Origin of the sequence: Streptomyces sp. NPDC002088, assembly GCF_040296605.1 — a bacterium.
In the GTDB taxonomy this organism is placed as follows: Bacteria; Actinomycetota; Actinomycetes; order Streptomycetales; family Streptomycetaceae; genus Streptomyces.
Map to the genome: position 1 here is coordinate 191,499 of NZ_JBEOXO010000009.1, position 24,661 is coordinate 216,159.

Consider the following 24,661-nt stretch of genomic DNA (forward strand, 5'->3'; position numbering starts at 1 on the left):
GATGGGCGCGGGACACGCACACCGGCTCTACCGGCACGGGCACTCCCCCGTGCACGGGCTGCCGCCGCACACCAAGCTCGCCGCCGCGTTCGCCTTCGTGGTGGTCGTGGTGTCGACCCCGCGGGAGGCGATGTGGGCGTTCGGCCTGTACGCCGTCCTGCTGGGCACCGTCGCGTACATCGCGCGCGTGCCCGCCGCTTTCCTGCTGAAGCGGCTGCTGATCGAGGTGCCGTTCGTCGCCTTCGCCGTGCTCATGCCGTTCGTGGCGGAGGGCGAGCGGGTGGACGTACTCGGCCTCTCCTTGAGCGTGAACGGCCTGTGGGGCGCCTGGAACGTGCTCGCCAAGGGCACCCTGGGTGTCGCCGCCTCCGTCCTGCTCGCCTCCACCACCGAGCTGCGCGAACTCCTCCTCGGCCTGCAACGCCTGAAGCTCCCGCCGCTGCTGGTGCAGATCGCCTCCTTCATGATCCGTTACGGCGACGTCATCACCGACGAGATGCGGCGGATGCGGATCGCGCGGGAGTCGCGCGGCTTCGAGGCGAAGGGCGTACGGCACTGGGGGGTGCTCGCGAAGTCCGCGGGCGCGCTGTTCATCCGCTCCTACGAGCGCGGCGAGCGCGTGCACCTGGCCATGGTCAGCCGGGGGTACGCCGGTGCGATGCCGGTCATCGACGAGGTGACCGCCTCCCGGGCGCAGTGGTCGTACGCCCTCGCCCTCCCGTTCACGGCCCTCGTCGTATGTCTGCTGGGATGGACTCTGTGACACCTTCGCTGGAACTGACACCTTCGCTGGAAGTGGCCGGACTGGCCTTCGCGTACCCCGACGGCCATCAGGCCCTGTTCGGCGTGGACTTCTCGATCGGGCGCGGCGAGCGGGTCGCGCTGCTCGGGCCGAACGGCGCGGGCAAGACGACCCTCGTGCTGCACCTCAACGGCATCCTGACCGGCGGGGCGGGCGCGGTGACGGTCGCGGGGCTGCCCGTCGGCAAGAAGCACATGGCGGAGATCCGCCGCCGCGTGGGCATCGTCTTCCAGGATCCGGACGACCAGCTCTTCATGCCGACCGTCCGCGAGGACGTGGCCTTCGGCCCGGCGGCGGCCGGCCTGAAGGGGCCGGAGCTGGAGGAGCGCGTGGACCGCGCGCTGGCGCAGGTCGGCATGGCGGAGTTCAAGAACCGCCCGCCGCACCACCTCTCCTTCGGACAGCGCCGCCGGGTGGCCGTGGCGACCGTGCTGGCGATGGAGCCGGAGATCCTGGTCCTGGACGAGCCCTCGTCGAACCTGGACCCCGCCTCCCGGCGTGAACTCGCCGACATCCTGCGGTCGTTGGACGTGACGGTGCTGATGGTCACGCACGACCTGCCGTACGCGCTGGAGCTGTGCCCGCGCGCGCTGATCCTGAGCGAGGGCGTGATCGCGGCGGACGGGCGGACGGGCGAACTGCTCGCGGACGACGAACTGATGCGGGCCCACCGCCTGGAGCTGCCCTTCGGCTTCGACCCGCGCTCGGTGACAATGGGCGCGTGACGCATCAAGAGGACGCCGGGCCGGACGCCGGGTCGCTGCTGCTGGACGACCAGTTGTGCTTCGCGCTGTACGCGGCCCAGCGCGCGGTGACGGCGGCGTACCGCCCGCTCCTCGACGAGCTCGGGCTCACCTACCCGCAGTACCTCGTCCTGCTGGTGCTCTGGGAGCGCGGCGAGATCACGGTCAAGGAACTGACCGAGGCGCTGCGGCTCGACTACGGCACGGTCTCGCCGCTGCTGAAGCGGCTGGACTCGGCGGGGCTCGTGCGCCGGGAGCGCTCGGCGCACGACGAGCGCTCGGTGCTCGTCGCGGTCACCGGGCGCGGGGAGGCGCTCAGGGAGCGCGCGGCGCGGGTACCCGGCGCGCTGCTCACGGCGACGGGGCTCGGCACGGCGGAGATCGTGAGGTTGCGCGAGGAGCTGTGGCTGCTCGCGCAACGGGCGCACAGCGCGGCCGAGCGCCCCCACTGACCTGCCGCTGCGACCCACCACCCGGTGGTTACCGGCGATTACTCCCCCCTACCTTCACCCGACCCCTACCGGCCGGTACCTTGTGCACGATGTACTTGTGTACTCGTAAAGCCCTGGGGGAGGTCCCGCCGTGATCGAAGGCGCCGCTGTCGACACCCGTCCGACGAAGATCATGTTCGTCGCCGAGGCCACCGCGCACGGCGGCCGGGACGGCTACGTCACCAGTCAGGACGGCCAGATCGACCTGAAGGTCGCGATGCCGCCGGAGCTGGGCGGCGACGGCAACGGCACCAATCCGGAGCAGCTGTTCGCGGCCGGCTACAGCTCCTGCTTCCACAACGCGCTGATCCTGGTCGGCAACCGCTCGGGCTACGACCTGGCCGGTTCCACGGTCGCCGCGAAGGTCGGCATCGGCCCGAACAAGACCCACGGCTACGGCCTCGCGGTCGCCCTGAGCGTCTCCCTCCCGGTCCTCGACCCGGACATCGCCGCGAAGCTGGTCGACGCGGCCCACGAGGTCTGCCCCTACTCGAACGCGACCCGCGGCAACATCGACGTAACGATCCTTCTCGGCTGACGAAACGAAGGAATCGCAGGCTCGACCAGGGCGTTGCACCCACGGTTGAAGGCGATCCGGAGTAGCCGAAGGGAAGTACGGCCGTGAACGTGAACGGCACAGTGGCCGAGGGCTTCGAGCCGGTCAGGGAAGCGTTCGTACGGAACTTCGAGGTGCTCGGGGACCGGGGCGCGGCGGTCGCCGTCTACCGGGACGGCCACCGGGTCGTCGACCTGTGGGGCGGGACGAAGGACGTCGACGGCACGGCGCCCTGGGAGCGGGGCACGGCCCAGATCGTGCGCTCGGCGACGAAGGGCGTCGCCGCCGCCGTACTCCTCCTGCTGCACCAGCGCGGGGAGCTGGACCTGGACGCGCCGGTCGGCACGTACTGGCCCGAGTACAAGGCGGCGGGCAAGGAACGGACGCTCGTACGGGATCTGCTCGCGCACCGCGCGGGCGTCCCGGTGCTGGACCGGCCGCTGAGCCCGGCCGAGGCGGCCGACCCCGACCTGGGGGCGGCGGCGGTCGCGGCGCAGGCACCGGTGTGGGAGCCGGGGACGGAGCACGGCTACCACGCGCAGACGTACAGCTGGCTGACCGGCGAGCTGGTCCGGCGGGTCACGGGCCGGCCGGTCGGCGAGTGGGTCGCGGCCGAGATGGCCGGGCCGACCGGGGCCGACCTCTGGCTCGGACTGCCGCAGACGGAGACCGGCCGGGTGGGCCGGGTCGGGCCGGTCGAGCCCCCGGCAGAGGCGGGCGGCCTGCGGACGCGGCCCAAGCGGTCCGTCGCCGACGCCTACGCCGACCCCGACTCCCTGACCCGCCGCGCCTTCGCCGCGATCACGCCGCTGCCGGACGAGAACGACCCGGCGTACCGGGCGGCGGCCCTGCCCGCCTCCAACGGCATCGCGTCGGCCGACGGCCTGGCCCGTTTCTACGCCTCCCTGATCGGCGAAGTGGACGGCGCCACACGGCTGTTCACGCCGGAGACAGTGGAGCTGGCCCGTGGCGAGCGGTCGGCGGGCGCCGACCGCGTCCTGGTGGTCACCACCCGCTTCGGTCTGGGCTACATGCTGCACGGCGCGGCCTCGCCCCTCCTCTCCCCCGGTTCCTTCGGCCACCCCGGCCGCGGCGGCGCCCTCGGCTTCGCCGACCCCGAGTCGGGTATCGCCTTCGGCTATGTGACGAACGGGTTCAGGAAGAGCGTGACGGCCGATCCGCGGGCGCAGGCGCTGGTACGGGCCGTGCGTGCGGTGCGGGAGACGCCGCCCGGCTGAGGCAACGCCTGTGCGCCGTCGGCCGGATGGTCCAGGGCGGGGCGGTGGTCACGAAGCCGCACGGGAGCGGCACGCGCGTCGTCCGCGCGTGCTGCTCCCGCACCCGGGCTCAGACGTTGATCGAATGTGAGGTCCGCCCGGATGCCGCGTCGATCTCCCCGTGCGCTTTGGTCAGCAGCTGCATGGCCAGTTCGTTCAGCGCACGGGCGCCCGCCACCTCCTCCCCGACCCTCGGCTGATTGGAGTCGGAGTGGTGCCGGCTGGCATGGCCGTGCGACCGTACCTCGGAGCCGTCGGGCAGGCGCACCAACGCGACCGCGCTCGTGTGCTGGTCGTCCTCCTGGAACTCCATCTCGACATGCCATCCCACTGTGGTGTGGATCATGACGATCACCTCCGGAACCTTTGCTTCCAGAGTGCGCCTCACGGGGCACGGACGCACCCAGTGTGGGCAGGAATTCGCGCGGCGAAGGACAGTCCCGCCTCGTGTGCCTACCCGGCGTGCAGCATCAGCCCGATCCCGACCACCAGCAGCCCCGCCGCCGCGATCCGCGGTGCCCCGAAACGCTCCTTGAAGAACAGCGCGCCGATCGCCGCGCCCACGATGATCGACGACTCGCGCAGCGCCGCGATCGGTGCCAGGTCGGCCTTCGTCTGCGCCCACAGCACCAGCCCGTACGCCGCCACGGACAGGGCCGCGCCGAGCAGCCCCACTCCGGCGAAGGAGCGCAGGACGGCGGGCAGTTCACGGCGCCGGCGGTAGAGGGCGTACGCGGGAAGTACACCGCCCTGGACCGCCATCAGCCACGCGATGTACCCGAGGGACGAGCCCGAGGCACGCACACCCAGCCCGTCGACGACCGTGTACGCCGCGATGGTCAGGCCGGTCGCCAGCGCGGCCCCGATCGCCGCCCAGTCGGGCCTGCGCCCGCGCAGCCCCCACAGCGCGACGCCCGTCAGTCCCGCGCAGGACACGACGATGCCCGCGGCCGCCCAGCCGTCCGGCACCTCGTGCGCGAAGACGGCGGCGAGCACGGTGACCACGAGCGGCGCGCTGCCCCGCGCGATCGGATAGGCCTGCCCGAAGTCTCCCAGCCGGAACGACGTCATCAGCAGCGCGTAGTACGCGATGTGGATGGCGGCGGACACCAGGAGGTACGGCCACGCCCGTGCCGCCGGGAACGCCACGAACGGCGCCGCCGCCAGCCCGAGCAGCAGTCCGCCGCCCGCGATGAGCGTGAACCCGACCAGTTTGTCGGTGATCCGGTGGGCGATCGCGTTCCAGCCGGCGTGCGTGACCGCGGCCAGCAGTACGGCCGCCGTCACGAGCGGGGTCACGCGGCGGGCTCGCGCACGTCCACGAGTGCGGCGCCGGCGTGCGCGACCAGCGTCTTCGGCTCCATGGGGAAGACGGAGTACGGGGTCCCGGCGGCGGCCCACACGATGTCGTGCCCGAGCAGGGACCGGTCGGCGAGCACCCGGGTCCTCGTCCGGTGCCCGAAGGGCGGTACGCCCCCGATGGCGTACCCCGTCGTCTCCCGTACGACATCGGCCTTGGCCCGGGTCACCTTCTCGGCGCCGAGCTCCTGGCGCACGAGCTCCACGTCCACCCGGGACGCCCCGTCCATGAGCACCAGTACCGGCACGCCGTCCGCCGCGAAGATCAGCGACTTGCAGATCTGACTCAGCTCGCACCCGATCGCCGCGGCGGCCTCGGCGGCGGTACGGGTGGCGTCCGGGAAGCGCCGGATCCGGCCATGCAGCTCCGCCAGCCCCAACTCACGCAGGGCCTCGGCGAACCGGGGATGAGCTCCAAAGTCCCCGGCGGCAGTGTCATCGGTCGTCGTCATGCACGGCACGCTAGCGGTACGTGTACGAGACAGTCGACCAGGTTACGGGGACCTGGAGTCCGGCCCTCGGGGCATCGAGGTCGGGGCCTGCTGCGCCCGGCCGACGGCTCGGCCGCAACAAATCGGCCGCGCCAAAAGGGAAGCCGGTGAGGGCGCCCCGTCCCCACGGAACCCTCACCGGCTGGTCTCTCTCAGAGCCGTCGCGTCAGGCGCGTACCAGCTCCCGGTCCTCGTCCGGGTCCGTGTCCTTGGAGCCGTCGAGCGCGCGCAGGCCCTCGCCCTCCACGTCCACGTTGGGCAGGGCGCGGTCCAGCCACTTCGGCAGCCACCAGGCCTTCTTGCCGAGCAGGGCGAGCACCGCCGGGACGATGGCCATGCGGACCACGAACGCGTCGAAGAAGACCGCGATCGCGAGGCCGAAGCCGATCATCTTGATCATCGACTCGCTGGAGCCGATGAAGCCGGAGAAGACGGCGATCATGATGACGGCGGCGGCCGTGACCACCCGTGCGCCGTGCTTGAAGCCGGTCACGATGGCCTGGCTCGGCGTCTCCCCGTGGACGTGCGCCTCGCGCATCCGGGTCACGAGGAACACCTCGTAGTCCATCGCGAGACCGAAGACGACGCCCACCATGAAGATCGGCATCATCGACATGATCGGGCCGGTCTCCTCGACGCCCAGCAGCCCGGCCAGCCAGCCCCACTGGAAGACCGCGACCACGGCGCCCAGCGCCGCCATCACGCTCAGCAGGAAGCCGAGGGCCGCCTTCAGCGGGACCAGGATCGAGCGGAAGACCACGATCAGGAGGAGGAAGGCGAGGCCCACCACCAGCGCCAGGTACGGGAGCAGCGCGTCGTTCAGCTTCTGCGAGAAGTCGATGTTCATCGCCGTCGAGCCGGTGACGAGGACCTTCGCGTCCGTGTCGGCCTTGATCTCCGTGCCCGCGTCACGGATGCCGTGCACCAGGTCCTCGGTGGTGACCGAGGACGGCTTGGAGTCCGGGATCACGGTGATCGTCGCGGTGTCGCCGGCCTTGTTGTACGTCGCCGGGGTCACCGTCACGACGTCCTTGAGGCCCTTGATCTCGTCGGTGACCTTGGTGACGGCCGCCTTCGGGGAGTCGCTCGACTCCGCGTCGACCACGACCATCAGCGGGCCGTTGAAGCCGGGGCCGAAGCCCTCCGACAGGAGGTCGTAGGCCCGGCGCTGGGTCGTCGACGTCGGCTGCGAGCCGTCGTCGGGCAGACCCAGTTCCAGCGAGGTCGCCGGGAGGGCCGCCGCACCGAGTCCGACCACGCCCAGCAGCAGGATGGCCACCGGACGGCGTACGACGAAGCTCGCCCAGCGCGTGCCCATGTTCGGCTTGGCCGCGGCACCCGAAGCGGCCTTCTTCGCCGCCCGGCCGCCGCCCAGCAGCTTGCTCTTCTTGCCCGCCGGCTGCACCTTGCGGCCCGCGTAGCCCAGCAGCGCCGGGATCATCGTTAGCGCGATCAGCACCGCGATCGCGACCGTGCCGGCCGCCGCGATGCCCATCTTCGTCAGCATCGGGATGTTGACGACCGAGAGGCCGACCAGGGCGATGACCACCGTCAGGCCCGCGAAGACCACCGCGGAGCCCGCCGTGCCGACGGCCCGACCGGCCGCGTCCTCGCGCTCCCGGCCCTCGGCCAGCTCGGCCCGGTAGCGGGAGACGATGAACAGCGCGTAGTCGATGCCGACCGCGAGGCCGATCATCATGGCGAGGGTGGAGGTGGTCGAGCCCAGGTCCAGCGCGTTCGCCAGTGCCGTGATCGTCGAGACGCCGATGCCCACGCCGATCAGGGCGGTGAGCAGGGGCAGGCCGGCCGCGATCAGCGAACCGAAGGTGATGACGAGGACGACCGCGGCGATCGCGATGCCGATGACCTCGGTCGCGCCGGTCTCGGGCACCGCGGTCAGCGCGTCACCGCCGATCTCGACGGTCAGCCCGGCGTCACGCGCGTCCTGCGCGGCCGCCTCCAGGGCGTCCTTGGACGCGTCCTCCAGCTCCATGCCGGAGACCTTGTACTTGACGGACGCGTACGCGACCGTGCCGTCCTTGCTGACCGCGTTCGCCTTGAACGGGTCGGCGGCGGAGACGACCTCGGAGCCGTCGGACAGCTCCTTCACCGTCTTCTCGACGGTCGCCTTGTTGTCGGCGTCCGTCATCTTCTCGCCGCTCGGCGCCTTGAAGACGACGCGTGCCGTCGCGCCGTCGGCGCTCATACCGGGGAAGCGCTGTTCCAGCAGGTCGAAAGCCTTCTGCGCTTCCGTACCGGGGATGGAGAAGGACGAGCTGCCCGCCGCGGGGGCGCTGGCCGCGCCGACACCGGCGAGGGTCAGCAGCGCCACCCAGATCAGGGCAACGAAGTGCCGTCGCCGGAAGGCGAACCGGCCGAGTTTATAGAGGAACGTGGCCACGAGGGCGAACTCCCGGTCAGTCGTGGGGTTTTCAGGGCAGGGGTCATCAGCCCGACGACGTGAGCGGTTACGTCAGGTGGGGGCTAGCGCGGGGACTTGTCAGACGGTGGGCACGCCGAGGGCGGGGAGGACCACGGCGTCGATGTACGAAAGGAGGAAGGCCTGCGTCGGCGGCTTCTCATCGATCATCGTGCGGGCGGCGAACCCGCCGATCATCATGTGCATCACGTACTCGATCGCCGGGTTGTCCGCACGGACCTCACCCCGGTCGACCGCCCGTTGCAGCACGCGACGGAACTCCGCCATCTCCGGCTCGATCAGATGGTCCCGGAACGCCCGCAGGAGATCCGGATTGCCGTGGATCGCCATGGCCAGACCCCGCATCAGCGCGGAGTTCTGCTCCATGTGGCAGTCGTCCGAACGCAGCGTGAGGGCGTGCAGATCGCCCTTGAGCGACCCGGTATCTATGTCGTCGAACGAGCCATGCGGCTTGTTGTGACGCACCGCCTTCGCCACCAACTCGGCCTTGCCGCCCCACTGGCGGTAGAGCGTCGCCTTGCTGGACCGGGTGCGGGCGGCCACGGCGTCCATGGTGAGGGCGTCGTAGCCGACTTCCCGGAGCAGGTCGAGCACGGCCTCGTACAACTCGGCCTCACGCTCGGGCGTGATCCGACTGCGACGCGCCGTTGCGACCTCAGTCATGCCACTCACCCTTCCCACTCCGAACGACACGGTTTCGTATCTGTACGTAATGAATGTAGCGCAGCCGCCTGCGAAACGAAACCGTTTCGTACGTGCTCTGGGTCACCCTTGAGCGACCTGCGCCCTTTTTTACGAGTTGCCCGGGTCCATCCGGAGGAAAAGCATGGGGAGGTGAGCTATCTGCGCCTGCCCCACCTCAACGGAGACCTGCTGTGCTTCGTCACCGAGGACGACCTCTGGCTGACCTCGCTCGACGGACCGGGCCGAGCCTGGCGGCTCACCGTCGACCGCACCAAGGTCGGCCACCCCCGCTTCTCGCCCGACGGCCGCCGGATCGCGTACACGACCTGGCGCAGCCTCGTCCCCGAGATCCATCTGGCCTCGGTGGACGGCGGCCCCGGACAAAGACTCACCTACTGGGGCAATGCCGACACCCAGGTCTGCGGCTGGACCCCGGACGGCGACATCCTCGCCGTCGCCTCCCACGGCCAGCCCTTCTCGCACTTCACCTGGGCCTACAAGGTGCCCATCGACGGCGACCCCGGCGGCCGGCTGCCCTGGGGCCCGGTCTCCGACATCCAGGTCGCCGACATCGACGGGGAACGCAGGACCCTCCTCCTCACCGGCACCCCGCCACACGAACCGGCCGCCTGGAAGCGCTACCGGGGCGGGGCCATGGGCCGCCTGTGGCTGCACGGGCAGCAACTGGTGGCCGGCATCGGCGGCCATCTGCACTCCCCGATGTTCGTCGGCGGACGGATCGCCTTCCTCTCCGACCACGAGGGCATCGGCAACCTGTACTCGTGCGCGTACGACGGCTCCGACCTGCGCCGCCACAGCGACCACGACGCCTTCTACGCCCGGCACGCCTCCAGCGACGGCACCCGGGTGGTGTACCAGTGCGCGGGCGACCTGTGGATCGTGGACGATCTGGCCGCGGACTCCGTCCCCCGCAAGCTCGACGTACGGCTGGGCGGGCCGCGCGCCGGACGCCGTACGTACCAGGTGCCGGCCGCACAGCACGTGGACGGCATCTCCGTGGACGAGACCGGGCGGGCGAGCGCTGTCGTGGTGCGCGGGAGCCTGTACTGGCTGACGCACCGGGACGGGCCGGCCCGCACCCTCACCGACACCCCGGGCGTACGGGTCCGGCTGCCGGAGATGCTCGGCTCCAGCGGGCAGGTCGCGTACGTGACGGACGCGGAGGGCGAGGACGCGATCGAGATCGCCTATCTGCCCAGGGCGACGGGCGACCGCGAGCCCAGGCGCCTGGCCTCCGGCGAACTGGGCCGGGTCCTGGAAATGGTCTCCGACCCGGAGGGCGAGCGCATCGCCGTCGCCGCGCACGACGGACGGCTGCTGCTGATCACCGTGTCCGACGAAGCGGCTGCCGTCGTGCCCGAGGAAACGGCTGCCGCCGCCGCGGGCACCGAGGACTCCGCCGGAGAGGACTCCGAGGACTCCGAGGACTCCGACGGCGAGGTCACCGAGCTCATCCGGTCGATCAACGGACCCGTGCGGGACCTGTCCTTCTCGCCGGACGGGGCGTGGCTGACCTGGTCGCATCCCGGGATCGGGCGGTCGCTGCGGCAGATCAAGATGGCGCGGATAAAGGACCGGTTGATCGTCGACGTCACCAACGGCCGCTTCGAGGACGAGAACCCCGTCTTCACCCGGGACGGCCGCTACCTCGCCTTCCTCTCCTGGCGCGGCTTCGACCCCGTGTACGACGTGCACACCGGGGACCTGTCCTTCCCGCTGGGCTGCCGCCCGTACCTGGTGCCGCTGTCGTCGGCGACCCCCTCCCCCTTCGCCCTGACCCCCGAGGGCCGCCCGGCCGCCGGAGGCCTGGACCCGGTGGAGGACGAGGGCAGCGGCGGCGCGGTGACCGTCGAGCTCGAGGGACTGGAGAACCGGGTGACACCGTTCCCGGTCCCCGCCTCCAAGTACTCGGCGCTGCATCCGGTCGCGGGCGGCGGGCTCGTCTGGCTGCGCTGGCCGATCTCGGGCGCGCTGGGCGAGACGTTCGTGAACCCGGCCGACACCAGCGGGCGGCCCACACTGGAGTACTTCAACATCAGCAAGGCGAAGAAGTCCGAACTCGTCGAGCATCTGGACTGGTTCGCGGTGAGCGGGGACGGGACGCGGCTGGTCGTGGTCGACGAGGGCGACCTGCGGGCGGTGCCGTCCAGCGAGGCCGGCGACGCCGACACGACGGTCTGGATCGACCTGCGGCGCATCCTGCACGAGGTCGACCCGGGCGCCGAGTGGCGCCAGTCGTACGAGGAGGCGGGCCGCCTCATCCGCGCCTACTTCTGGGATCCGGGCATGAGCGGCGTCGACTGGGACGGGGTGCTGGACCAGTACCGGCCGCTGGTCGAACAGGTCGCGTCCCCGGACGAGTTCGCCGACCTGCTGCGCGAGGTGCTGGGCGAGCTGGGCACCTCACACGCGTACGTCACCGCCGCCCGCCGCAACGAGGGCCCGCCGCACTACCAGCGCTGGCAGGGCCTGCTGGGCGCCAACTTCGTGCGCCGGGACGGCGGCTGGATGGTCAAGCGGATCCTGCCGGGCGACTCCTCCGACTCCAAGGCCCGCTCTCCACTGGCCGGCACGGGCATCCGGGAGGGGGCGATCCTCACCCACGTCGACGGGCGCCCGGTGGACCCGGTGACGGGACCGTACCCGCTGCTGGCGGGCGCGGGCGGTACCACGGTGGAACTGACCTTCGTTCCGGCGGAGGGCGAGGCCGGCCGGCCCCGGCGGGTGGCCGTGGTGCCGCTGATCAACGAGCGGCCGCTGCGCTACCAGGACTGGGTGGCCAAACGCCGCGAGGTCGTGCGGGAGTTGAGCGGCGGCCACTGCGGCTATCTGCACATCCCCGACATGGGCGGCTCCGGCTGGGCCCAGTTCAACCGGGACCTGCGCATGGAGGTGTCCCGGCCCGCGCTCCTCGTGGACGTGCGCGGCAACGCCGGCGGCCACATCAGCGAGCTGGTCGTGGAGAAGCTCACGCGCAGGATCCTCGGCTGGGACCTGACGCGTGACGCCCAACCGGTGTCGTACGCCTCGAACGCCCCCAGGGGCCCGGTGGTCGCCCTCGCCGACGAGGCCACGTCCTCCGACGGCGACATGATCACGGCCGCCTTCAAGCTGCTGAAGCTCGGCCCGGTGGTCGGCCAGCGCACGTGGGGCGGGGTGGTCGGCATGACCGGGCGGCACCGGCTGGGCGACGGCACGGTGATCACGGTGCCGATGAACGCGGCCTGGTTCGACGCGTACGGCTGGACCGTCGAGAACCACGGTGTGCTCCCCGACCTGGAGATCCTCCGCACGCCTCTGGACTGGGCGGAGGGGCGGCAGGCCCAGTTGGGCGACGCGGTGCAACTCGCCCTGGACCTCCTGGGCACGAACCCGCCGGCGACCCCTCCGGACTACAGCCGCGTACCGGACCGGTCACGGCCGAAGCTGCCGCCGCGGGCGTGAGAGACCACGGGACGCGACGCCGCGGAACGCGAGTAAGGGGTGCCCCTCGTCAGGGGCACCCCTTACTGTTCACCGAGGAAGTGCGCTTCAGGCGTCGTAGTCCTGGTCGAAGCGGTCCTGCTCCTCCTGGCGCTGGCGCTCGGTGTCGTCCTGGATCTTGCCGCGCTGCTGCTGGGCCCGCTGCTTGGCCTCCTCGGCCTTCTGCTTGCCCTGCTGGGCCTTCTGCTTGCCCTTCTGCTGCAGCTGCTCGGCCTGGCCCTGCATCTTGTCCTTCATACCCATGTCAGTTCACTCCTGTTGTGGGTGAGGGGGTTAAGCTCGACCAGCCTGACATGAGGGAACAACGCACGCATTTCGATCAGTTACGGTGCGTAGCACGCGCCTCTTCGTCGGCCGCCCCACCCGCTCCCACCAGCCCGGACCGCATGCCCTGCAACCTGGGCGCGAACCTGCGCATCTCCCGCTGCCCCACGCTCCCGATGAGGCCCGGCAGATACCCGCGCACCCCCTGCATCCCGCGCAGCCACCACTGTGCGTACACGTGGCTGGACCGCCGCTCGATGCCGGCGACGATCCGGTCGACGGCGGGCCCCAGCGGATAGGTCTTGTTCGACGGCCACGGCAGCCGCTGCCGCAGCTCCCGCATCACCTCGTCCTGGTCCGCCCCGCGCACCATGTCCGTGTCGGTCCACGACAGGTACCCCACCCCGACCCGTACGCCCTGGTAGCCGACCTCGGCGCGCAAACTGTGCGCGTACGCCTCCACGCCCGACTTGGACGCGCAGTACGCGGTCATCATCGGGGCGGGCGTGATGGCGGCCAGGGACGCGATCTGGAGCAGATACCCGCGGCTCTCCGTCAGCACCGGCAGGAAGGCGCGCGCCGTCACCGCCGAGCCGATCAGGTTGACCTCGATCACCCGCCGCCAGGCCTGCGGGTCGGAGTCGACGAACGGTCCGCCGGTGGCGACCCCGGCGTTGGCGACGACGATGTCGACCTTCCCGAACCGCTCCTTGACCTCCTGCGCGACCCGGGCCATGGCCTCGTGGTCGGTGACGTCGGCGTACCAGTGGGCGCTGTCGCTGTGCAGCCGCTCCGAGACCTGCTTGAGGGCGTCCGGCTCCAGTCCGACCAGCGCCACCTTGACACCGCGCGCGGACAGCTTGCGCGCGAGCAGCTCCCCCACGCCGCGCGCGGCTCCGGTGACGACCGCGACCTGCCCTTCGAGGCTGACCCTGCTCATGTGCCCTCCTTGACGTGTACGTACGCGGTGACGAGTTCCCGGATCTTGCCGGTGACCAGCTCGGGCGCCTCGACCGGGGTCATGTGGCCGAGCCCGGGCAGCTCGGTGAGGCCGAGGCAGTGCGGCAGCGCGGCGGCCAGCGAGCGCGCGTGCACGGGCGGCGTCAACCGGTCGGCCGTGCCCACGACCACCTCCGTCGGCGCCGCCAACTCCCTCACGCCCTGGTCGAGATCGAGCAGGTCGAGCACCTGCGACCAGGCGTACCTGACCTTGCGCGGGCACGCGTGCACGATCCGCGCGCACGCCTCGACCATGTGCGGCGCCGAACCGGCGCCCATCGTGCCGTACTTGAGGATCCGCCGGGCGAGTGGCGTGACCGGCCCGAGCGGCGCCCTCGACCCGAGGATGTGCCGGGTCAGCCAGGTCCGCAACCGTCCGGCCCGGATCGGTACGACGGTCGACTCGGCGACCAGCCGCGAACTGCCCGTGCTGCACAGCAGGACAGCCGCCGCATGCGCCCGGAAGGCAGGGCGGGCAGCGGCGGCCAGCACCGTCATGCCGCCCATGGAGTGCCCGACGACCACGGCCTTCTCGCCGGACGCGAGGGTCGCCTCCAGTACGGCTTCCAGGTCGTCGGCGAGCGCGTCCGTACCGCACGCCTGGCTCGCCGGGCTGCGTCCGTGGCCGCGCTGGTCGTAGGCGATCACCCGGTGGCCGGTGGCCAGTTCGCGTATCTGGGCCGCCCAGAAGGCGGTGGAGCAGGTCCAGCCGTGGGCGAGGACGACGGGCGGTGCGCCCTCGGGGCCGTGGACCTCGACGTGCAGGCGGGCGCCGTCGGCGGAGACCGCGGTCAGTTCACGGGCGGGGACGGGCGGGGCGTAGGGGCCGGAGGAGACGGCGGCGAGGCGGCTCATGCGGTCGCCTCCGTCTTCTTCGCCTTGTCCGCCTGCTTGTCGGCCGGGACCCGTAGGACCTGATACTCCGCGAGGTCCACCCGCCGGGTCGCCCGCCGGAACTCGCTCGTCGTCCCCGGCCAGATGGTGGTGTTGCGGCCGTTCCCGTCCAGGTACCAGCTGGTGCAGCCGCCGGTGTTCCACACCGTGCGCTTCATGCGCTCCTGCACCCGGCGGTTCCAGGCGTGCACGGCGCTCGGGCGGGCGTCGAGGGCCGCACGGCCGCCGAGCACGTCCAACTGCCGGACGAAGTCGGCCATGTAGTTCAACTGGGACTCGATCATCAGGATCATGGAGGAGTTCCCGAGGCCGGTGTTGGGCCCGATGATCGTCATCCAGTTGGGGAAGCCGGCCGCGGAGGCGCCGCGCAGGGCCTCCATGCCGTCCTTCCAGGACTCGGCCAGCGTCTTGCCCTCGGCGCCCACGACCCGCTCGGCGATCGGCATGTCGGTGACGTGGAAACCGGTGCCGAAGACGATCACGTCGGCCTCGGTCTCGGTGCCGTCGGCGGCGACGAGGGTGGAACCGCGGACCTCGCGCAGCCCGCTCGCCACCACGTCCACGTTGGGCCGGGCCAGGGCCGGGTAGTACGCGCTGGACAGCAGGATCCGCTTGCAGCCGATCCGGTAGTCCGGGGTCAGCTTGGCCCGCAGAGCCGGGTCCTTGATCGCGCGGGCCATGTTGCGCTTGGCCAGCTGCTCGACGAAGCCGAGCTCGTCGGGGTGCTTGGTGAAGGCCTGGACCTGCAACTCTCTCAGGCCCCACAGCAGCCCGCGGCGCAGCTGGGAGGTGACGGGCAGGGCCCGGTGCAGGGCGCGCTCGGCGCCGGTGATGGCGCGGTCGACGCGGGGCATGACCCAGGGCGGGGTGCGCTGGAAGAGGGTGAGGCGGCCGACCTGCGGCTGGATGGCGGGCACGATCTGGATGGCGGACGCCCCCGTCCCCACCATCGCGACCCGCTTGCCGCGCAGGTCGTGGTCGTGGTCCCAGCGCGCCGAGTGGAAGACCTTGCCGGGGAAGGAGTCCAGCCCCGGGAGGTCCGGGATCCGCGGGTCGGACAGCGGCCCGGTGGCGGAGACGACGAAGTCGGCGGAGAACGCGCCGGCCGCCGTCTCGATGTCCCAGCGCAGCTCCTGCGGGCTCCACGTCATCCGCTGGACCTCGGTGCCGAAACGGATGTGGGGACGGAGCCGGAAGACGTCCGTGACGTGCTCCAGATAGGCGCGGATGTGCTCCTGCCCGGAGAAGGTGCGCGGCCAGTCGGGGTTGGGCGCGAAGGAGAAGGAGTACAGGTGGGAGGGCACGTCACAGGCGCACCCCGGGTAGTTGTTGTCCCGCCAGGTGCCGCCGACGCTGTCGGCGCGCTCCAGGACGACGAAGTCGGTGATCCCCTCCCGGCGCAGCCGCACGGCGGCCCCCAGCCCGCCGAAACCGGACCCGATCACCGCCACCCGTACGTGTTCGGCCATCCCGACACACCTCCAAGCCTTACGACTCTGCCCCTACGACCGTGCCAGTGAACACTGGCACGGTCGGACTGTAGATCAGCCGCGTACCGAGCGGTAGGGGCCGGACGAGGAAAGTTACCGGCAGTACGACATAGGGTGCGGGCGTGGCTGACAAGCGTGAATACCGCATGGAGGAGCTGGCCAGGCAGGCCGGGATCACAGTGCGCACCCTGCGCTTCTACCGCGAGCGCAAGCTGATCCACCCACCGCGCCGGGAGGGCCGTCTCGCCTGGTACGACGACAGCCACCTGGCCCGCCTGCGGACCATCTCAGCCCTTCTGGAGCGCGGCCACACCCTCAACGGGATCGCCGAACTGGCGGACGCCCTCGACCATGGCCGCGACGTCGCCGAGCTCATCGGCCTCGACACCCCCACCGAAGAGGAGCCGGTCCACCTCACCCCCGAGGAACTCGCCGCCCGCTTCGAGGGCGAGGTCACCCCGGAGAACCTCGCCGCCGCGCTGGACCTCGGCTACCTCGGCACCGACGGCGACGAGATCGTCCACATCAGCCGCCGCCTGCTGGACGTCTCCTCGACCCTGGTCCGCGAGGGCATCCCGCTCGCGGAGGTCCTGGCCGCGGCCAAGCAGGTCCGCGAACACGCGGACGCCCTGGCGGAACTCTTCACCGACCTGATCCTGCGCCACGGCCCCGAGGAAAACCTCCAACGTCTGCGCCCACTGGCCCGCAGCGTGGTGGAGGCGGAACTGTCCCTTGCGCTGGACCGGCGCCTGCGCAAGCGGGACTAAGCGCTCCGCCCGAAGCGCGGTGACGATCCTGCGGGCCGGTGGGGGCTGGTCGCGCCCACGCGGCGGAGCCGCATATCGGCACAGCCCCGCGCCCCTTACGGGGCGCCAAGGCTGCTCAGAGGTCGTAGACCACCGTCACCGGCGCGTGGTCGGACCACCGCTCGGCGTGCGTGGCAGCCCGCTCGACAAGCCCCTTGACGGCCTTCGCCGCCAGCCCGGGTGTCGCGATCTCGTAGTCGATGCGCCAACCTGAATCGTTATCGAAGGCCCGCCCCCGGTACGACCACCACGAGTACGGCCCCTCCACGTCCGGATGCAGGGCCCGTACGACGTCGACGTACCCGCCCTCCTCCGCGTCGAGGACTCGCCCCAGCCACTCCCGCTCCTCCGGCAGGAAGCCGGAGTTCTTGGTGTTGCCCCGCCAGTTCTTGAGGTCGGCCTGCTGGTGGGCGATGTTCCAGTCGCCGCAGACGACGACCTCGCGCCCGTCGGCGGCGGCGCGCTCGCGCAACTCCTTCAGGTAGGCGAGGAACTCACCCATGAAGCGGACCTTCTCGTCCTGCCGCTCCGTGCCGACCTCACCGGAGGGCAGGTAGAGCGAGGCGACCGTGACGCCCGGCAGGTCGGCCTCGACATACCGTCCACTGCCGTCGAACTCGGCCGACCCGAAGCCGACCCGGACGGCGTCGGGCTCACGCCGGGTGTAGAGGGAGACGCCCGCGCGCCCCTTGGCCGCGGCCGGAGCGTGCACGACGTGCCAGCCCTCCGGGGCGCGCACGTGCTCGGGCAGCTGCTGCGGCTCGGCGCGCACCTCCTGGAGACAGAGCACATCGGCGGAGGTGCCCGCCAGCCACTCCACGAAGCCCTTCTTGGCGGCAGCCCGAAGCCCGTTCACGTTCACAGAGGTCACAGTCAGCACCAGGGCACGATACCGGCACACTGGACGGAGTCCGGATTTCGATTCTGCATACATGTACAGTGAGCGGCATGAATATACGCACCGTTTCCTTCGACCACCCCGACGCCGTCAAGCTCAACGACGAGGTCCAGGCCGAGTACCACGTGCGCTACGGCGACGGCGGCGACGCCACGCCCCTGGACGTCTCGGACTTCCAGCCACCGAACGGCGTATATCTGATCGCGTACGACGAGAGCGACAGACCGCTCGCCACGGGCGGCTGGCGCACCCAGGACAAGAACGCCGAGGGCAACGAGGACGGCGACGCCGAGCTCAAGCGCATGTACGTCGTCGCCGAGGCACGCGGTCGCGGTCTCGCCCGCCGGATGCTCGCCGCCCTGGAGGAGGACGCCCGCACGGCCGGCCGCGTCCGCATGGTCCTGGAAACCGGCGACGAGCAGCCCGAGGCCATCGGCCTCTACACCTCCAGCGGCTACGAGCCGTGCACGAAGTTCGGCCACTACCGCTTCCACGAGTCGAGCCGCTGCTACGCCAAGGCGCTGTAGCCGACAGTCGGGTACCGACTCCTCAGAACGCAAGAGATCCCGCCCAGTTCGATGAACTGGGCGGGATCTCGTGATGCAGTGGACCTGAGGGGATTCGAACCCCTGGCCCCCTCGATGCGAACGAGGTGCGCTACCGGACTGCGCCACAGGCCCTTGCAACGAGTGAAACTCTAGCATCCCGATCGGCGTGCTTGGAAATCCGTTCCCGGGGCCCCGTGCGGACACCACGCAGGTGAGACGGGGGGCACACGCGGCCGTCCCCGCAGAGCTTCACTCGTTGGCGGCCCGGGGGCGGCCGCCGTCCTCGTACTGGTCGAACAACGGCGTACGTCCGCGCTCCCGGGACCGGCGAGCGGACGCGGCCCGGCGGGCATCGCTCCGCCCGCCCACGTCGTCCTTCTCCTCCGCCTGCCCGGCGCCGGCGGGCTCCTCGCCCGCCGCGGCAGCGCCGTCGGTCCCGGACTCCGGCTCCCGCGCGACGGAACTCGACCGTGCCGAACTCCACGCGTCCGGCGCCCCGAGATCCACGTCGGCCGTCGCCCGGGGAGCGACCGGGGCGGTCACGTACGTCGGCAACGGCACCGGTACCGGCTCCCAGCTCTCTCCGCGGCCCGGCCGCCGCTGCCGCTCCCGCTGCTGGTCGACCCACTCCGCATGGTCGGTCTGCTCGACGAGCGCGCGCCGGTCGGCGGCGAGCGCCGACAGCCCGGGATCCCCTTCCGCCTCGTACCCCTCCTCGGGTTCGTCAGCGGCCGTCTCGGCATGCTCGCCGGTGTCCACGGCCGCGCGTCGGCGCGGCTGGCGCGCACGCTCCCGCAGCCGCTGCGCCGCGACCTCGGCGCGGCGCCGGTCCATCTGGAAGGCGAAGCGCCGGCGCTCCTGGGCACGCAGATAGCCGATGTACGCGCTGAGCAGCACGGCGGGCACGCCGGGCGCCCACAGGAACGCGAGCCCCCCGACGGCCGCGACGATCGCGCCGAGCGTGAACCCGATGAAGAGCATGACGGTCGTACGCCTCCGGCGCGCAAGCGCCTTCGAGCGCTGGGCTCGCGCTGCGGCCGCCTGTGCCGAGGGTGAGCGCCGGTCGTCCGGCACCCGCTTTCGCTCCGGCGCGCCGGAGGGTTCGGGGGCCGACGCGGACTGCTGTTTGCGCGCCGGTTCGCGCACCGGTTCACGTGTCGGTTCCGCGCGCTCCGGCGCCTGCGCCGGTACCACCGACTGCGCCTGTGGGCGGGTCGGAGGCATGGCGAAGGCCCGGACGTCCACCGAGTCGGTGACGGCGTCCGGAACGCCGGCGTCGGGCTCCCCCTCTTCGGTGGAGCGCGCCCGCAGGTCCTTGGCGTATCGGCGCTCCATGCCCGCCCGTCCGGACAGCAACCGGATGGCGGTGCTGAAGCGTTCCGTCGGACGGGCCTCGTTCAGCTCGTCCTGCCTACGGAGCCACATCGGCACCAAGTAGGCGGCCCAGGCCCCGACAATGACTGCGTAGATGAGGCCGCTGCTGCTCACAACTCACACGGTAGAGGGGTTTGCGTGAGGCCATCCGCCAATTGAGCCGGTGTGTCGCACGATCCGGCTGATATTTCGAGCTTTTTTTGTGACCGATGCGATCAGCAAGCCGCCCGGGGTACGAATTTAATGCCCCCAGGCGGTCACCGGCCGATCAATTTCGAACATTTATTCAATTTCCCGGGCTGTGCGGGATTCCCTGGTCCCGAGGAACGTTCTGCGGACGCGTGCGCCGCCAGCGGCTCAGCAGGCCCTCCGGGACTTCTTCCGCCGTGAGCGCGAAGACCAGGTGGTCGCGCCAGGCGCCGTCGATGTGGAGATAACGGGGCCTGAGCCCCTCCTCGCGGAATCCGAGTTTCTCCACGACCCGGCGGCTCGGTCCGTTCTCGGGCCGAATGCAGACCTCGACGCGGTGCAGTCCGACGGTCCGGAAACAGTGGTCCACGACGAGCGCCACGGCCGTCGGCATCACCCCGCGGCCGGCCACCGACTGATCCACCCAGTAGCCGACGTGCCCCGAGCACATCGAGCCCCAGGTGATCCCCGCGACCGTCAACTGCCCGACGAGCCGCCCCTGGTACTCGATGACGAACGGCAGCATCCGGCCCGCGTTCGCCTCCGAACGCAGGTGCCGGACCATCTGGCGGTAGGTCGGCCGGTGCGCGATCGGCCCGCTGGGCGTGGGCGGCGGAATGGTCGCTTCCCAGGGGCGCAACCAGTCACGGTTGCGCCGGTTGACCTCGCGCCACATCCGCTGGTCGCGCAGCTTTATCGGCCGGAGGACGACATCGCCGTCCACCAGCTCGACAGGCCAGGACGGGCTGTTCAGCTCGCACCCCCATGACTGGCGCCGGGCCTGGGGTGGTCGCCGCCGCGGATCTGGTCGGCGGCGTGGACCAACAGGGGTTCGAGGACGGCCAGTCCGTCCTTCACCCCGCCGGTCGAACCCGGCAGGTTGACGATCAGCGTCCGCCCCGCCACTCCGGCCAGGCCCCGGGAGAGCGCCGCGGTGGGCACCTTCTCCCGTCCGAACGCCCGGATGGCCTCCGCGATGCCCGGCACCTCGTAGTCGATCACCCGGCGGGTCGCCTCGGGGGTGCGGTCGGTGGGTGAGATGCCGGTGCCGCCGGTGGTGACGACGACGTCGTACCCGGCCGCCACGGCGGCGCGCAGCGCTTCCTCCACCGGATCCCCGTCGGGGACGACCTGCGGCCCGTCGACGGCGAACCCGAGGTCTTTGAGGCCGTCGGCGATCCGCGGACCGCCCTGGTCCTCGTAGACGCCCGCGGCGGCGCGGTTGGAGGCGGTCACGACCAGCGCACGGTAGGGGCCGCCGCTCATGTCCGGCTCCAGTCGCCCGACTTGCCGCCCGTCTTCTCCTCCACCCGTACGTCCGTGATGACCGCTCCCTTGTCGACCGCCTTGACCATGTCGATCACGGTGAGCGCGGCGACGGAGACCGCGGTGAGGGCCTCCATCTCGACGCCCGTGCGGTCCGTCGTCTTCACCGTGGCCAGGATCTCCACGGCGTCGTCCGCGACCGACAGATCCAGTTTCACACCGGACACCGACAAGGGGTGGCACAGCGGGATCAGGTCGGGGGTGCGCTTGGCTCCCATGATGCCCGCGATCCGCGCGGTCGCCAGGGCGTCGCCCTTGGGCACCCCCTCACCGCGCAGCAGTTCGACCACGCGGGGCGAGACGAGGACGCGGCCGCTGGCGCGGGCGGTGCGCGCGGTGACGTCCTTGTCGGACACGTCGACCATGCGGGCGGCGCCCGCGTCGTCGATGTGCGTCAGTCGGTCCTGCACAGGGGGTCCGGGGGTCTCCCCCCGGGAAGGCACAGTCATGGTGTTGCGCTCCTGGTCCGGGCCCGGCGCGGTGCGGCGCACGGGGGGCCTGTTGTGCGCGACACGGTACCGCCAAGCCGGGGCGCGCAACGGGGCAGGACCGTCCTGCGAGCAGGTACGCGCGCGTGGGCTCAGCCGAGCAGGACCACCTGTACGTCGCTGCCGGGCTCGACGGACGTCACGTCCTCGGGGACGACGATCAGTGCGTCGGCATGCGCGAGGGCGGCGACCAGGTGGGATCCGGCACCGCCGACCGGCCTGACGGCGCCGTCGGCGTACGTGCCGCGAAGGAACTGCCTGCGCCCCTTCGGCGAGGTCAGCGCCTTGTCCGCGGTGAGCGTCGCGCGCGTGGTGGGCCGGTGGACGTCCTCGAGCCCCATGAGGGTGCGGATCGCCGGCCGCACGAACAGCTCGAAGGAGACGTACGACGACACCGGGTTGCCGGGCAGCGCCAGCAGCGGGGTGTGGTCGGGGCCGATGGTGCCGAAACCCTGGGGCTTGCCGGGCTGCATGGCGAGCTTGCGGAAGTCGATGCCGCTGCCCGCCTCGTCCTCGTCGCCGACGTGCGACAGCGCTTCCTTGACGACGTCGTACGCTCCGACGCTGACGCCGCCCGTGGTGACCATGAGGTCGGCGCGGACGAGCTGGTCCTCGATGGTGGAGCGGAGGGTCTCGGCGTCGTCGGCGACGGCGCCCACCCGGTAGGGGATCGCGCCGGCGTCGCGGGCGGCCGCGGTGAGGGCGAAGCTGTTGGAGTCGTAGATCTGGCCGCTGCCCAGCTCCTCGCCGGGCTGGACGAGCTCGCTGCCGGTGGACATGACGACCACGCGCGGGCGTGGGCGCACCCGGACCGTGCCGCGGCCGATCGCGGCGAGCAGGGCGATCTGCGACGGCCCGAGGACGGTGCCCGCCTCCAGGGCGCGGTCGCCCGCCTTCACGTCGCTGCCCGCCGCACGCACATGTGCGCATGCCTCGGCGGGCCGGTGCACGCGCACCTGCCCGGAGGCACCCTCGGGGGCGAGGCTGCGGGCGCGCATCCCGCTGACCGGCCCCTCGCCGAGCCCGCCGTCGGTCCACTCCACGGGGACGACGGCCTCGGCGCCGGGCGGCAGCGGGGCGCCCGTCATGATGCGGGCGGCCTGGCCGGGGCCCACCCGGAGCAGGTCGGCCTGGCCCGCCGCGACGTCCCCGACGACGTCCAGGACGGCCGGGAACTCCTCACTCGCGCCCACGACATCCGTGACCCGCACCGCGTACCCGTCCATGGAGCTGTTGTCGAACGGCGGCAGCGACACCGGCACCGTGACGTCCTCGACCAGGACGCAGCCCTGGGCTTCGAGGAGCTGAAGCTCGATGGGTTCGAGGGGGCGGACGGTGGCGAGGATGTCCTCCAGGTGCTCGTCCACCGACCAGATCTGGTCCTGGCCGGTGGTGCGGGGCGCGGCGCTGCTCAAGGTTGCTACATCTCCTCGGTGACGTAACTGCGAAGCCAGGTCCGGAAGTCCGGGCCCAGGTCCTCACGTTCGCACGCGAGTCTGACAATGGCACGCAGGTAGTCGCCACGGTCTCCGGTGTCATAGCGGCGGCCCTTGAAGACCACGCCGTGCACCGGTCCGCCGACCTTCTCGTCCTGCGCCAACTGCTGGAGGGCGTCGGTGAGCTGGATCTCGCCGCCGCGGCCCGGCTCCGTGGTGCGCAGTATGTCGAAGATGTGCGGGTCGAGGACGTAGCGGCCGATGATCGCGTAGTTCGAGGGGGCGTCCTTCGCGTCGGGCTTCTCGACCAGGCCGGACACCTTGACGACGTCGCCGTCCTCGGTGGTCTCGACGGCCGCGCACCCGTAGAGGTGGATCTGCTCGGGCGCGACCTCCATGAGCGCGACGACGCTGCCGCCGCGCTGCTCCTGCACCTCGACCATGCGCTTGAGCAGCGGGTCACGGGGGTCGATGAGGTCGTCGCCGAGCAGGACGGCGAAGGGCTCGTGGCCTACGTGCGGGGCCGCGCACAGGACGGCGTGGCCGAGGCCTCTGGGGTCGCCCTGACGCACGTAGTGCATGGTCGCGAGGTCGCTGGACTCCTGGACCTTGGCGAGCCGGTCGGCGTCGCCCTTCTTCTGCAGGGCGGACTCGAGCTCGTAGTTGCGGTCGAAGTGGTCCTCGAGCGGGCGCTTGTTGCGGCCCGTGATCATGAGGACGTCGTCGAGACCGGCGGACACGGCCTCTTCGACGACGTACTGGATCGCCGGCTTGTCGACGACGGGCAGCATCTCCTTGGGAGTGGCCTTGGTTGCCGGCAGGAACCGGGTACCGAGGCCGGCTGCGGGGATGACAGCCTTGCTGATCCTGGGGTGCGACTGGGTCATGGCCGCCACCTTATCCGGTGCCTTGGCCGTGAATCTGAGGCTCCGGTTAATTCATGCTCATATGAGCGCAATTGAAACTTACGGGAGCTTCACGTGAGTCACAGCAGACCCAAGGCCGAGTCTGACAAGCGTATGTTGCGGCGAGAGTTCCTCGAGGTGAGAAGCAGGTTGACGGCGGCTGACGTAGGGGAGGCGGCGGCCGTGCTGGCGGAGCGGGCGCTGGAGCTGCCCGAGCTGGCGCAGGCCCGCACGGTGGCGGCGTATGTCTCCGTGGGGAGCGAACCCGGAACGCTCGCGCTCCTGGACGCGCTGCGCACGCGAGGCGTGCGGGTGCTGCTCCCGGCGCTGTTGCCCGACAACGATCTGGACTGGGGCGCGTACGCCGGTGCGGGCTCCCTCGCGCGCGTGCGGCACAGCGGAAAGATGGCGCTGCTGGAACCCGCCGGCGAACGCCTGGGCCCGGACGCCGTGACGACCGCCGACGTCGTGCTCCTGCCGGGGCTCGCCGTCGACGCGCGCGGCATGCGCCTGGGGCGCGGCGGGGGCTCGTACGACCGCGTGCTCGCCCGCCTGGAGCGCGCGGGCGTACACCCCGCGCTCGTGGTGCTCCTCTACGACTCCGAGGTCGTCGCGCACGTCCCCGAAGAGGCGCACGACCGGCCGGTCCACGCGGTGGTGACACCGTCGGCCGTGCGCCGCTTCGGAAAGGACTGAC

Annotated in this window: 25 protein-coding genes and 1 tRNA gene; 9 read left to right on the forward strand and 17 right to left on the reverse strand. The window is 71.4% G+C overall.

Annotated features, from left to right (window positions below; all coding sequences use genetic code 11):
• Position 1: 1 nt before the first annotated feature.
• From cbiQ to ABT114_RS21375, 5 genes are all read left to right on the forward strand, one after another.
• Positions 2-763, forward strand: coding sequence for a cobalt ECF transporter T component CbiQ (gene cbiQ, locus ABT114_RS21355; RefSeq protein WP_351144379.1), 762 nt, complete (start codon positions 2-4; stop codon positions 761-763).
• On the forward strand, positions 751-1,527 hold the full coding sequence (locus ABT114_RS21360; RefSeq protein ID WP_351144380.1) for an energy-coupling factor ABC transporter ATP-binding protein: 777 nt from the start codon (positions 751-753) through the stop codon (positions 1,525-1,527). The genes cbiQ and ABT114_RS21360 overlap by 13 nt, the downstream gene beginning before the upstream one ends.
• A complete protein-coding gene (locus tag ABT114_RS21365) occupies positions 1,524-1,997 on the forward strand; it encodes a MarR family winged helix-turn-helix transcriptional regulator (protein WP_351144381.1) in 474 nt (157 codons plus the stop codon). The genes ABT114_RS21360 and ABT114_RS21365 overlap by 4 nt, the downstream gene beginning before the upstream one ends.
• A 130-nt stretch (positions 1,998-2,127) precedes the next feature.
• A complete protein-coding gene (locus tag ABT114_RS21370; RefSeq protein WP_351144382.1) occupies positions 2,128-2,574 on the forward strand; it encodes an organic hydroperoxide resistance protein in 447 nt (148 codons plus the stop codon).
• Positions 2,575-2,657: 83 nt separating this feature from the next.
• Positions 2,658-3,830 (forward strand): serine hydrolase domain-containing protein, encoded by a 1,173-nt coding sequence (locus tag ABT114_RS21375; RefSeq protein ID WP_351144383.1) that lies wholly within the window; start codon positions 2,658-2,660, stop codon positions 3,828-3,830.
• Between the two features lie 109 nt (positions 3,831-3,939).
• On the opposite strand, the gene ABT114_RS21380 is transcribed toward ABT114_RS21375, so the two are convergent.
• The 5 genes from ABT114_RS21380 to ABT114_RS21400 all read right to left on the reverse strand — a co-directional run bounded on the left by ABT114_RS21380 (position 3,940) and on the right by ABT114_RS21400 (position 8,822).
• The gene (locus ABT114_RS21380) at positions 3,940-4,215 is read right to left on the reverse strand and encodes a DUF1876 domain-containing protein (protein WP_351144384.1); all 276 of its coding nucleotides are present in this window, start codon (positions 4,213-4,215) and stop codon (positions 3,940-3,942) included.
• A gap of 107 nt (positions 4,216-4,322) precedes the next feature.
• Positions 4,323-5,168: an EamA family transporter gene (locus ABT114_RS21385; protein WP_351144385.1), complete on the reverse strand. Its 846-nt coding sequence runs from the start codon at positions 5,166-5,168 to the stop codon at positions 4,323-4,325.
• The gene (locus ABT114_RS21390) at positions 5,165-5,680 is read right to left on the reverse strand and encodes a YbaK/EbsC family protein (protein WP_351144386.1); all 516 of its coding nucleotides are present in this window, start codon (positions 5,678-5,680) and stop codon (positions 5,165-5,167) included. Before ABT114_RS21390 ends, ABT114_RS21385 begins: the two co-directional genes overlap by 4 nt.
• Before the next feature lie 205 nt (positions 5,681-5,885).
• Complete coding sequence (locus tag ABT114_RS21395; RefSeq protein ID WP_351144387.1) at positions 5,886-8,120, reverse strand: MMPL family transporter; 2,235 nt, start codon at positions 8,118-8,120, stop codon at positions 5,886-5,888.
• A 99-nt stretch (positions 8,121-8,219) separates the two neighbouring features.
• Positions 8,220-8,822 carry a TetR/AcrR family transcriptional regulator gene (locus tag ABT114_RS21400; protein WP_351144388.1) on the reverse strand — a complete coding sequence of 201 codons (603 nt, stop codon included), beginning with the start codon at positions 8,820-8,822 and terminating at the stop codon, positions 8,220-8,222.
• Positions 8,823-8,993: 171 nt separating this feature from the next.
• Here ABT114_RS21400 and ABT114_RS21405 point away from each other — a divergent pair, with 171 nt between their 5' ends.
• Positions 8,994-12,308 (forward strand): S41 family peptidase, encoded by a 3,315-nt coding sequence (locus ABT114_RS21405; protein ID WP_351144389.1) that lies wholly within the window; start codon positions 8,994-8,996, stop codon positions 12,306-12,308.
• An 87-nt stretch (positions 12,309-12,395) separates the two neighbouring features.
• On the opposite strand, the gene ABT114_RS21410 is transcribed toward ABT114_RS21405, so the two are convergent.
• The 4 genes from ABT114_RS21410 to ABT114_RS21425 form a co-directional block, all read right to left on the reverse strand.
• Entirely contained in the window at positions 12,396-12,590 is a 195-nt protein-coding gene (locus ABT114_RS21410) for a hypothetical protein (RefSeq protein WP_351144390.1), read from the reverse strand.
• Positions 12,591-12,666: 76 nt separating this feature from the next.
• Positions 12,667-13,551: an SDR family oxidoreductase gene (locus ABT114_RS21415; RefSeq protein WP_351144391.1), complete on the reverse strand. Its 885-nt coding sequence runs from the start codon at positions 13,549-13,551 to the stop codon at positions 12,667-12,669.
• Positions 13,548-14,465, reverse strand: a complete 918-nt coding sequence (locus tag ABT114_RS21420; protein WP_351144392.1) for an alpha/beta fold hydrolase — start codon at positions 14,463-14,465, stop codon at positions 13,548-13,550. The genes ABT114_RS21415 and ABT114_RS21420 overlap by 4 nt, the downstream gene beginning before the upstream one ends.
• Complete coding sequence (locus ABT114_RS21425; protein WP_351144393.1) at positions 14,462-15,973, reverse strand: flavin-containing monooxygenase; 1,512 nt, start codon at positions 15,971-15,973, stop codon at positions 14,462-14,464. The genes ABT114_RS21420 and ABT114_RS21425 overlap by 4 nt, the downstream gene beginning before the upstream one ends.
• Before the next feature lie 167 nt (positions 15,974-16,140).
• Between ABT114_RS21425 and ABT114_RS21430 the strand changes: the two genes are divergently transcribed.
• Positions 16,141-16,761 (forward strand): MerR family transcriptional regulator, encoded by a 621-nt coding sequence (locus ABT114_RS21430; RefSeq protein WP_351144535.1) that lies wholly within the window; start codon positions 16,141-16,143, stop codon positions 16,759-16,761.
• 115 nt (positions 16,762-16,876) lie between these two features.
• Here ABT114_RS21430 and ABT114_RS21435 read toward each other — a convergent pair whose 3' ends face one another.
• Positions 16,877-17,680: an exodeoxyribonuclease III gene (locus tag ABT114_RS21435; protein WP_351144394.1), complete on the reverse strand. Its 804-nt coding sequence runs from the start codon at positions 17,678-17,680 to the stop codon at positions 16,877-16,879.
• 68 nt (positions 17,681-17,748) lie between these two features.
• Between ABT114_RS21435 and ABT114_RS21440 the strand changes: the two genes are divergently transcribed.
• Positions 17,749-18,225: a GNAT family N-acetyltransferase gene (locus tag ABT114_RS21440; protein ID WP_351144395.1), complete on the forward strand. Its 477-nt coding sequence runs from the start codon at positions 17,749-17,751 to the stop codon at positions 18,223-18,225.
• Positions 18,226-18,304: 79 nt separating this feature from the next.
• Here ABT114_RS21440 and ABT114_RS21445 read toward each other — a convergent pair.
• The 7 genes from ABT114_RS21445 to galU form a co-directional block, all read right to left on the reverse strand.
• Positions 18,305-18,378, reverse strand: a tRNA-Ala gene (locus ABT114_RS21445).
• A 117-nt stretch (positions 18,379-18,495) separates the two neighbouring features.
• Complete coding sequence (gene sepX, locus ABT114_RS21450) at positions 18,496-19,734, reverse strand: divisome protein SepX/GlpR (RefSeq protein ID WP_351144396.1); 1,239 nt, start codon at positions 19,732-19,734, stop codon at positions 18,496-18,498.
• A 172-nt stretch (positions 19,735-19,906) separates the two neighbouring features.
• Positions 19,907-20,533, reverse strand: coding sequence for a GNAT family N-acetyltransferase (locus ABT114_RS21455; RefSeq protein WP_351144397.1), 627 nt, complete (start codon positions 20,531-20,533; stop codon positions 19,907-19,909).
• 26 nt (positions 20,534-20,559) lie between these two features.
• On the reverse strand, positions 20,560-21,075 hold the full coding sequence (locus tag ABT114_RS21460) for a MogA/MoaB family molybdenum cofactor biosynthesis protein (RefSeq protein WP_351144398.1): 516 nt from the start codon (positions 21,073-21,075) through the stop codon (positions 20,560-20,562).
• Positions 21,072-21,584, reverse strand: coding sequence for a cyclic pyranopterin monophosphate synthase MoaC (gene moaC, locus ABT114_RS21465; protein WP_351144399.1), 513 nt, complete (start codon positions 21,582-21,584; stop codon positions 21,072-21,074). Before moaC ends, ABT114_RS21460 begins: the two co-directional genes overlap by 4 nt.
• A 131-nt stretch (positions 21,585-21,715) precedes the next feature.
• Complete coding sequence (gene glp / locus ABT114_RS21470; RefSeq protein WP_351144400.1) at positions 21,716-23,038, reverse strand: molybdotransferase-like divisome protein Glp; 1,323 nt, start codon at positions 23,036-23,038, stop codon at positions 21,716-21,718.
• A gap of 5 nt (positions 23,039-23,043) precedes the next feature.
• A complete protein-coding gene (galU, locus tag ABT114_RS21475; protein ID WP_351144401.1) occupies positions 23,044-23,946 on the reverse strand; it encodes a UTP--glucose-1-phosphate uridylyltransferase GalU in 903 nt (300 codons plus the stop codon).
• 132 nt (positions 23,947-24,078) lie between these two features.
• Between galU and ABT114_RS21480 the strand changes: the two genes are divergently transcribed.
• Complete coding sequence (locus ABT114_RS21480) at positions 24,079-24,660, forward strand: 5-formyltetrahydrofolate cyclo-ligase (RefSeq protein ID WP_351144536.1); 582 nt, start codon at positions 24,079-24,081, stop codon at positions 24,658-24,660.
• The last annotated feature ends 1 nt before the right edge of the window (position 24,661 follow it).

Bases quoted from the DNA above. Each gene is read 5' to 3' on its own strand.
- cbiQ (WP_351144379.1), top strand. From the start codon at position 2: ATGGGCGCGGGACACGCACACCGGCTCTACCGGCACGGGCACTCCCCC.
- ABT114_RS21360 (WP_351144380.1), top strand. From the start codon at position 751: ATGGACTCTGTGACACCTTCGCTGGAACTGACACCTTCGCTGGAAGTG.
- ABT114_RS21380 (WP_351144384.1), bottom strand. From the start codon at position 4,215: ATGATCCACACCACAGTGGGATGGCATGTCGAGATGGAGTTCCAGGAG.
- ABT114_RS21390 (WP_351144386.1), bottom strand. From the start codon at position 5,680: ATGACGACGACCGATGACACTGCCGCCGGGGACTTTGGAGCTCATCCC.
- ABT114_RS21400 (WP_351144388.1), bottom strand. From the start codon at position 8,822: ATGACTGAGGTCGCAACGGCGCGTCGCAGTCGGATCACGCCCGAGCGT.
- ABT114_RS21410 (WP_351144390.1), bottom strand. From the start codon at position 12,590: ATGGGTATGAAGGACAAGATGCAGGGCCAGGCCGAGCAGCTGCAGCAG.
- ABT114_RS21415 (WP_351144391.1), bottom strand. From the start codon at position 13,551: ATGAGCAGGGTCAGCCTCGAAGGGCAGGTCGCGGTCGTCACCGGAGCC.
- ABT114_RS21420 (WP_351144392.1), bottom strand. From the start codon at position 14,465: ATGAGCCGCCTCGCCGCCGTCTCCTCCGGCCCCTACGCCCCGCCCGTC.
- ABT114_RS21425 (WP_351144393.1), bottom strand. From the start codon at position 15,973: ATGGCCGAACACGTACGGGTGGCGGTGATCGGGTCCGGTTTCGGCGGG.
- ABT114_RS21430 (WP_351144535.1), top strand. From the start codon at position 16,141: ATGGAGGAGCTGGCCAGGCAGGCCGGGATCACAGTGCGCACCCTGCGC.
- ABT114_RS21440 (WP_351144395.1), top strand. From the start codon at position 17,749: ATGAATATACGCACCGTTTCCTTCGACCACCCCGACGCCGTCAAGCTC.
- ABT114_RS21460 (WP_351144398.1), bottom strand. From the start codon at position 21,075: ATGAGCGGCGGCCCCTACCGTGCGCTGGTCGTGACCGCCTCCAACCGC.
- moaC (WP_351144399.1), bottom strand. From the start codon at position 21,584: ATGACTGTGCCTTCCCGGGGGGAGACCCCCGGACCCCCTGTGCAGGAC.
- galU (WP_351144401.1), bottom strand. From the start codon at position 23,946: ATGACCCAGTCGCACCCCAGGATCAGCAAGGCTGTCATCCCCGCAGCC.
- ABT114_RS21480 (WP_351144536.1), top strand. From the start codon at position 24,079: ATGTTGCGGCGAGAGTTCCTCGAGGTGAGAAGCAGGTTGACGGCGGCT.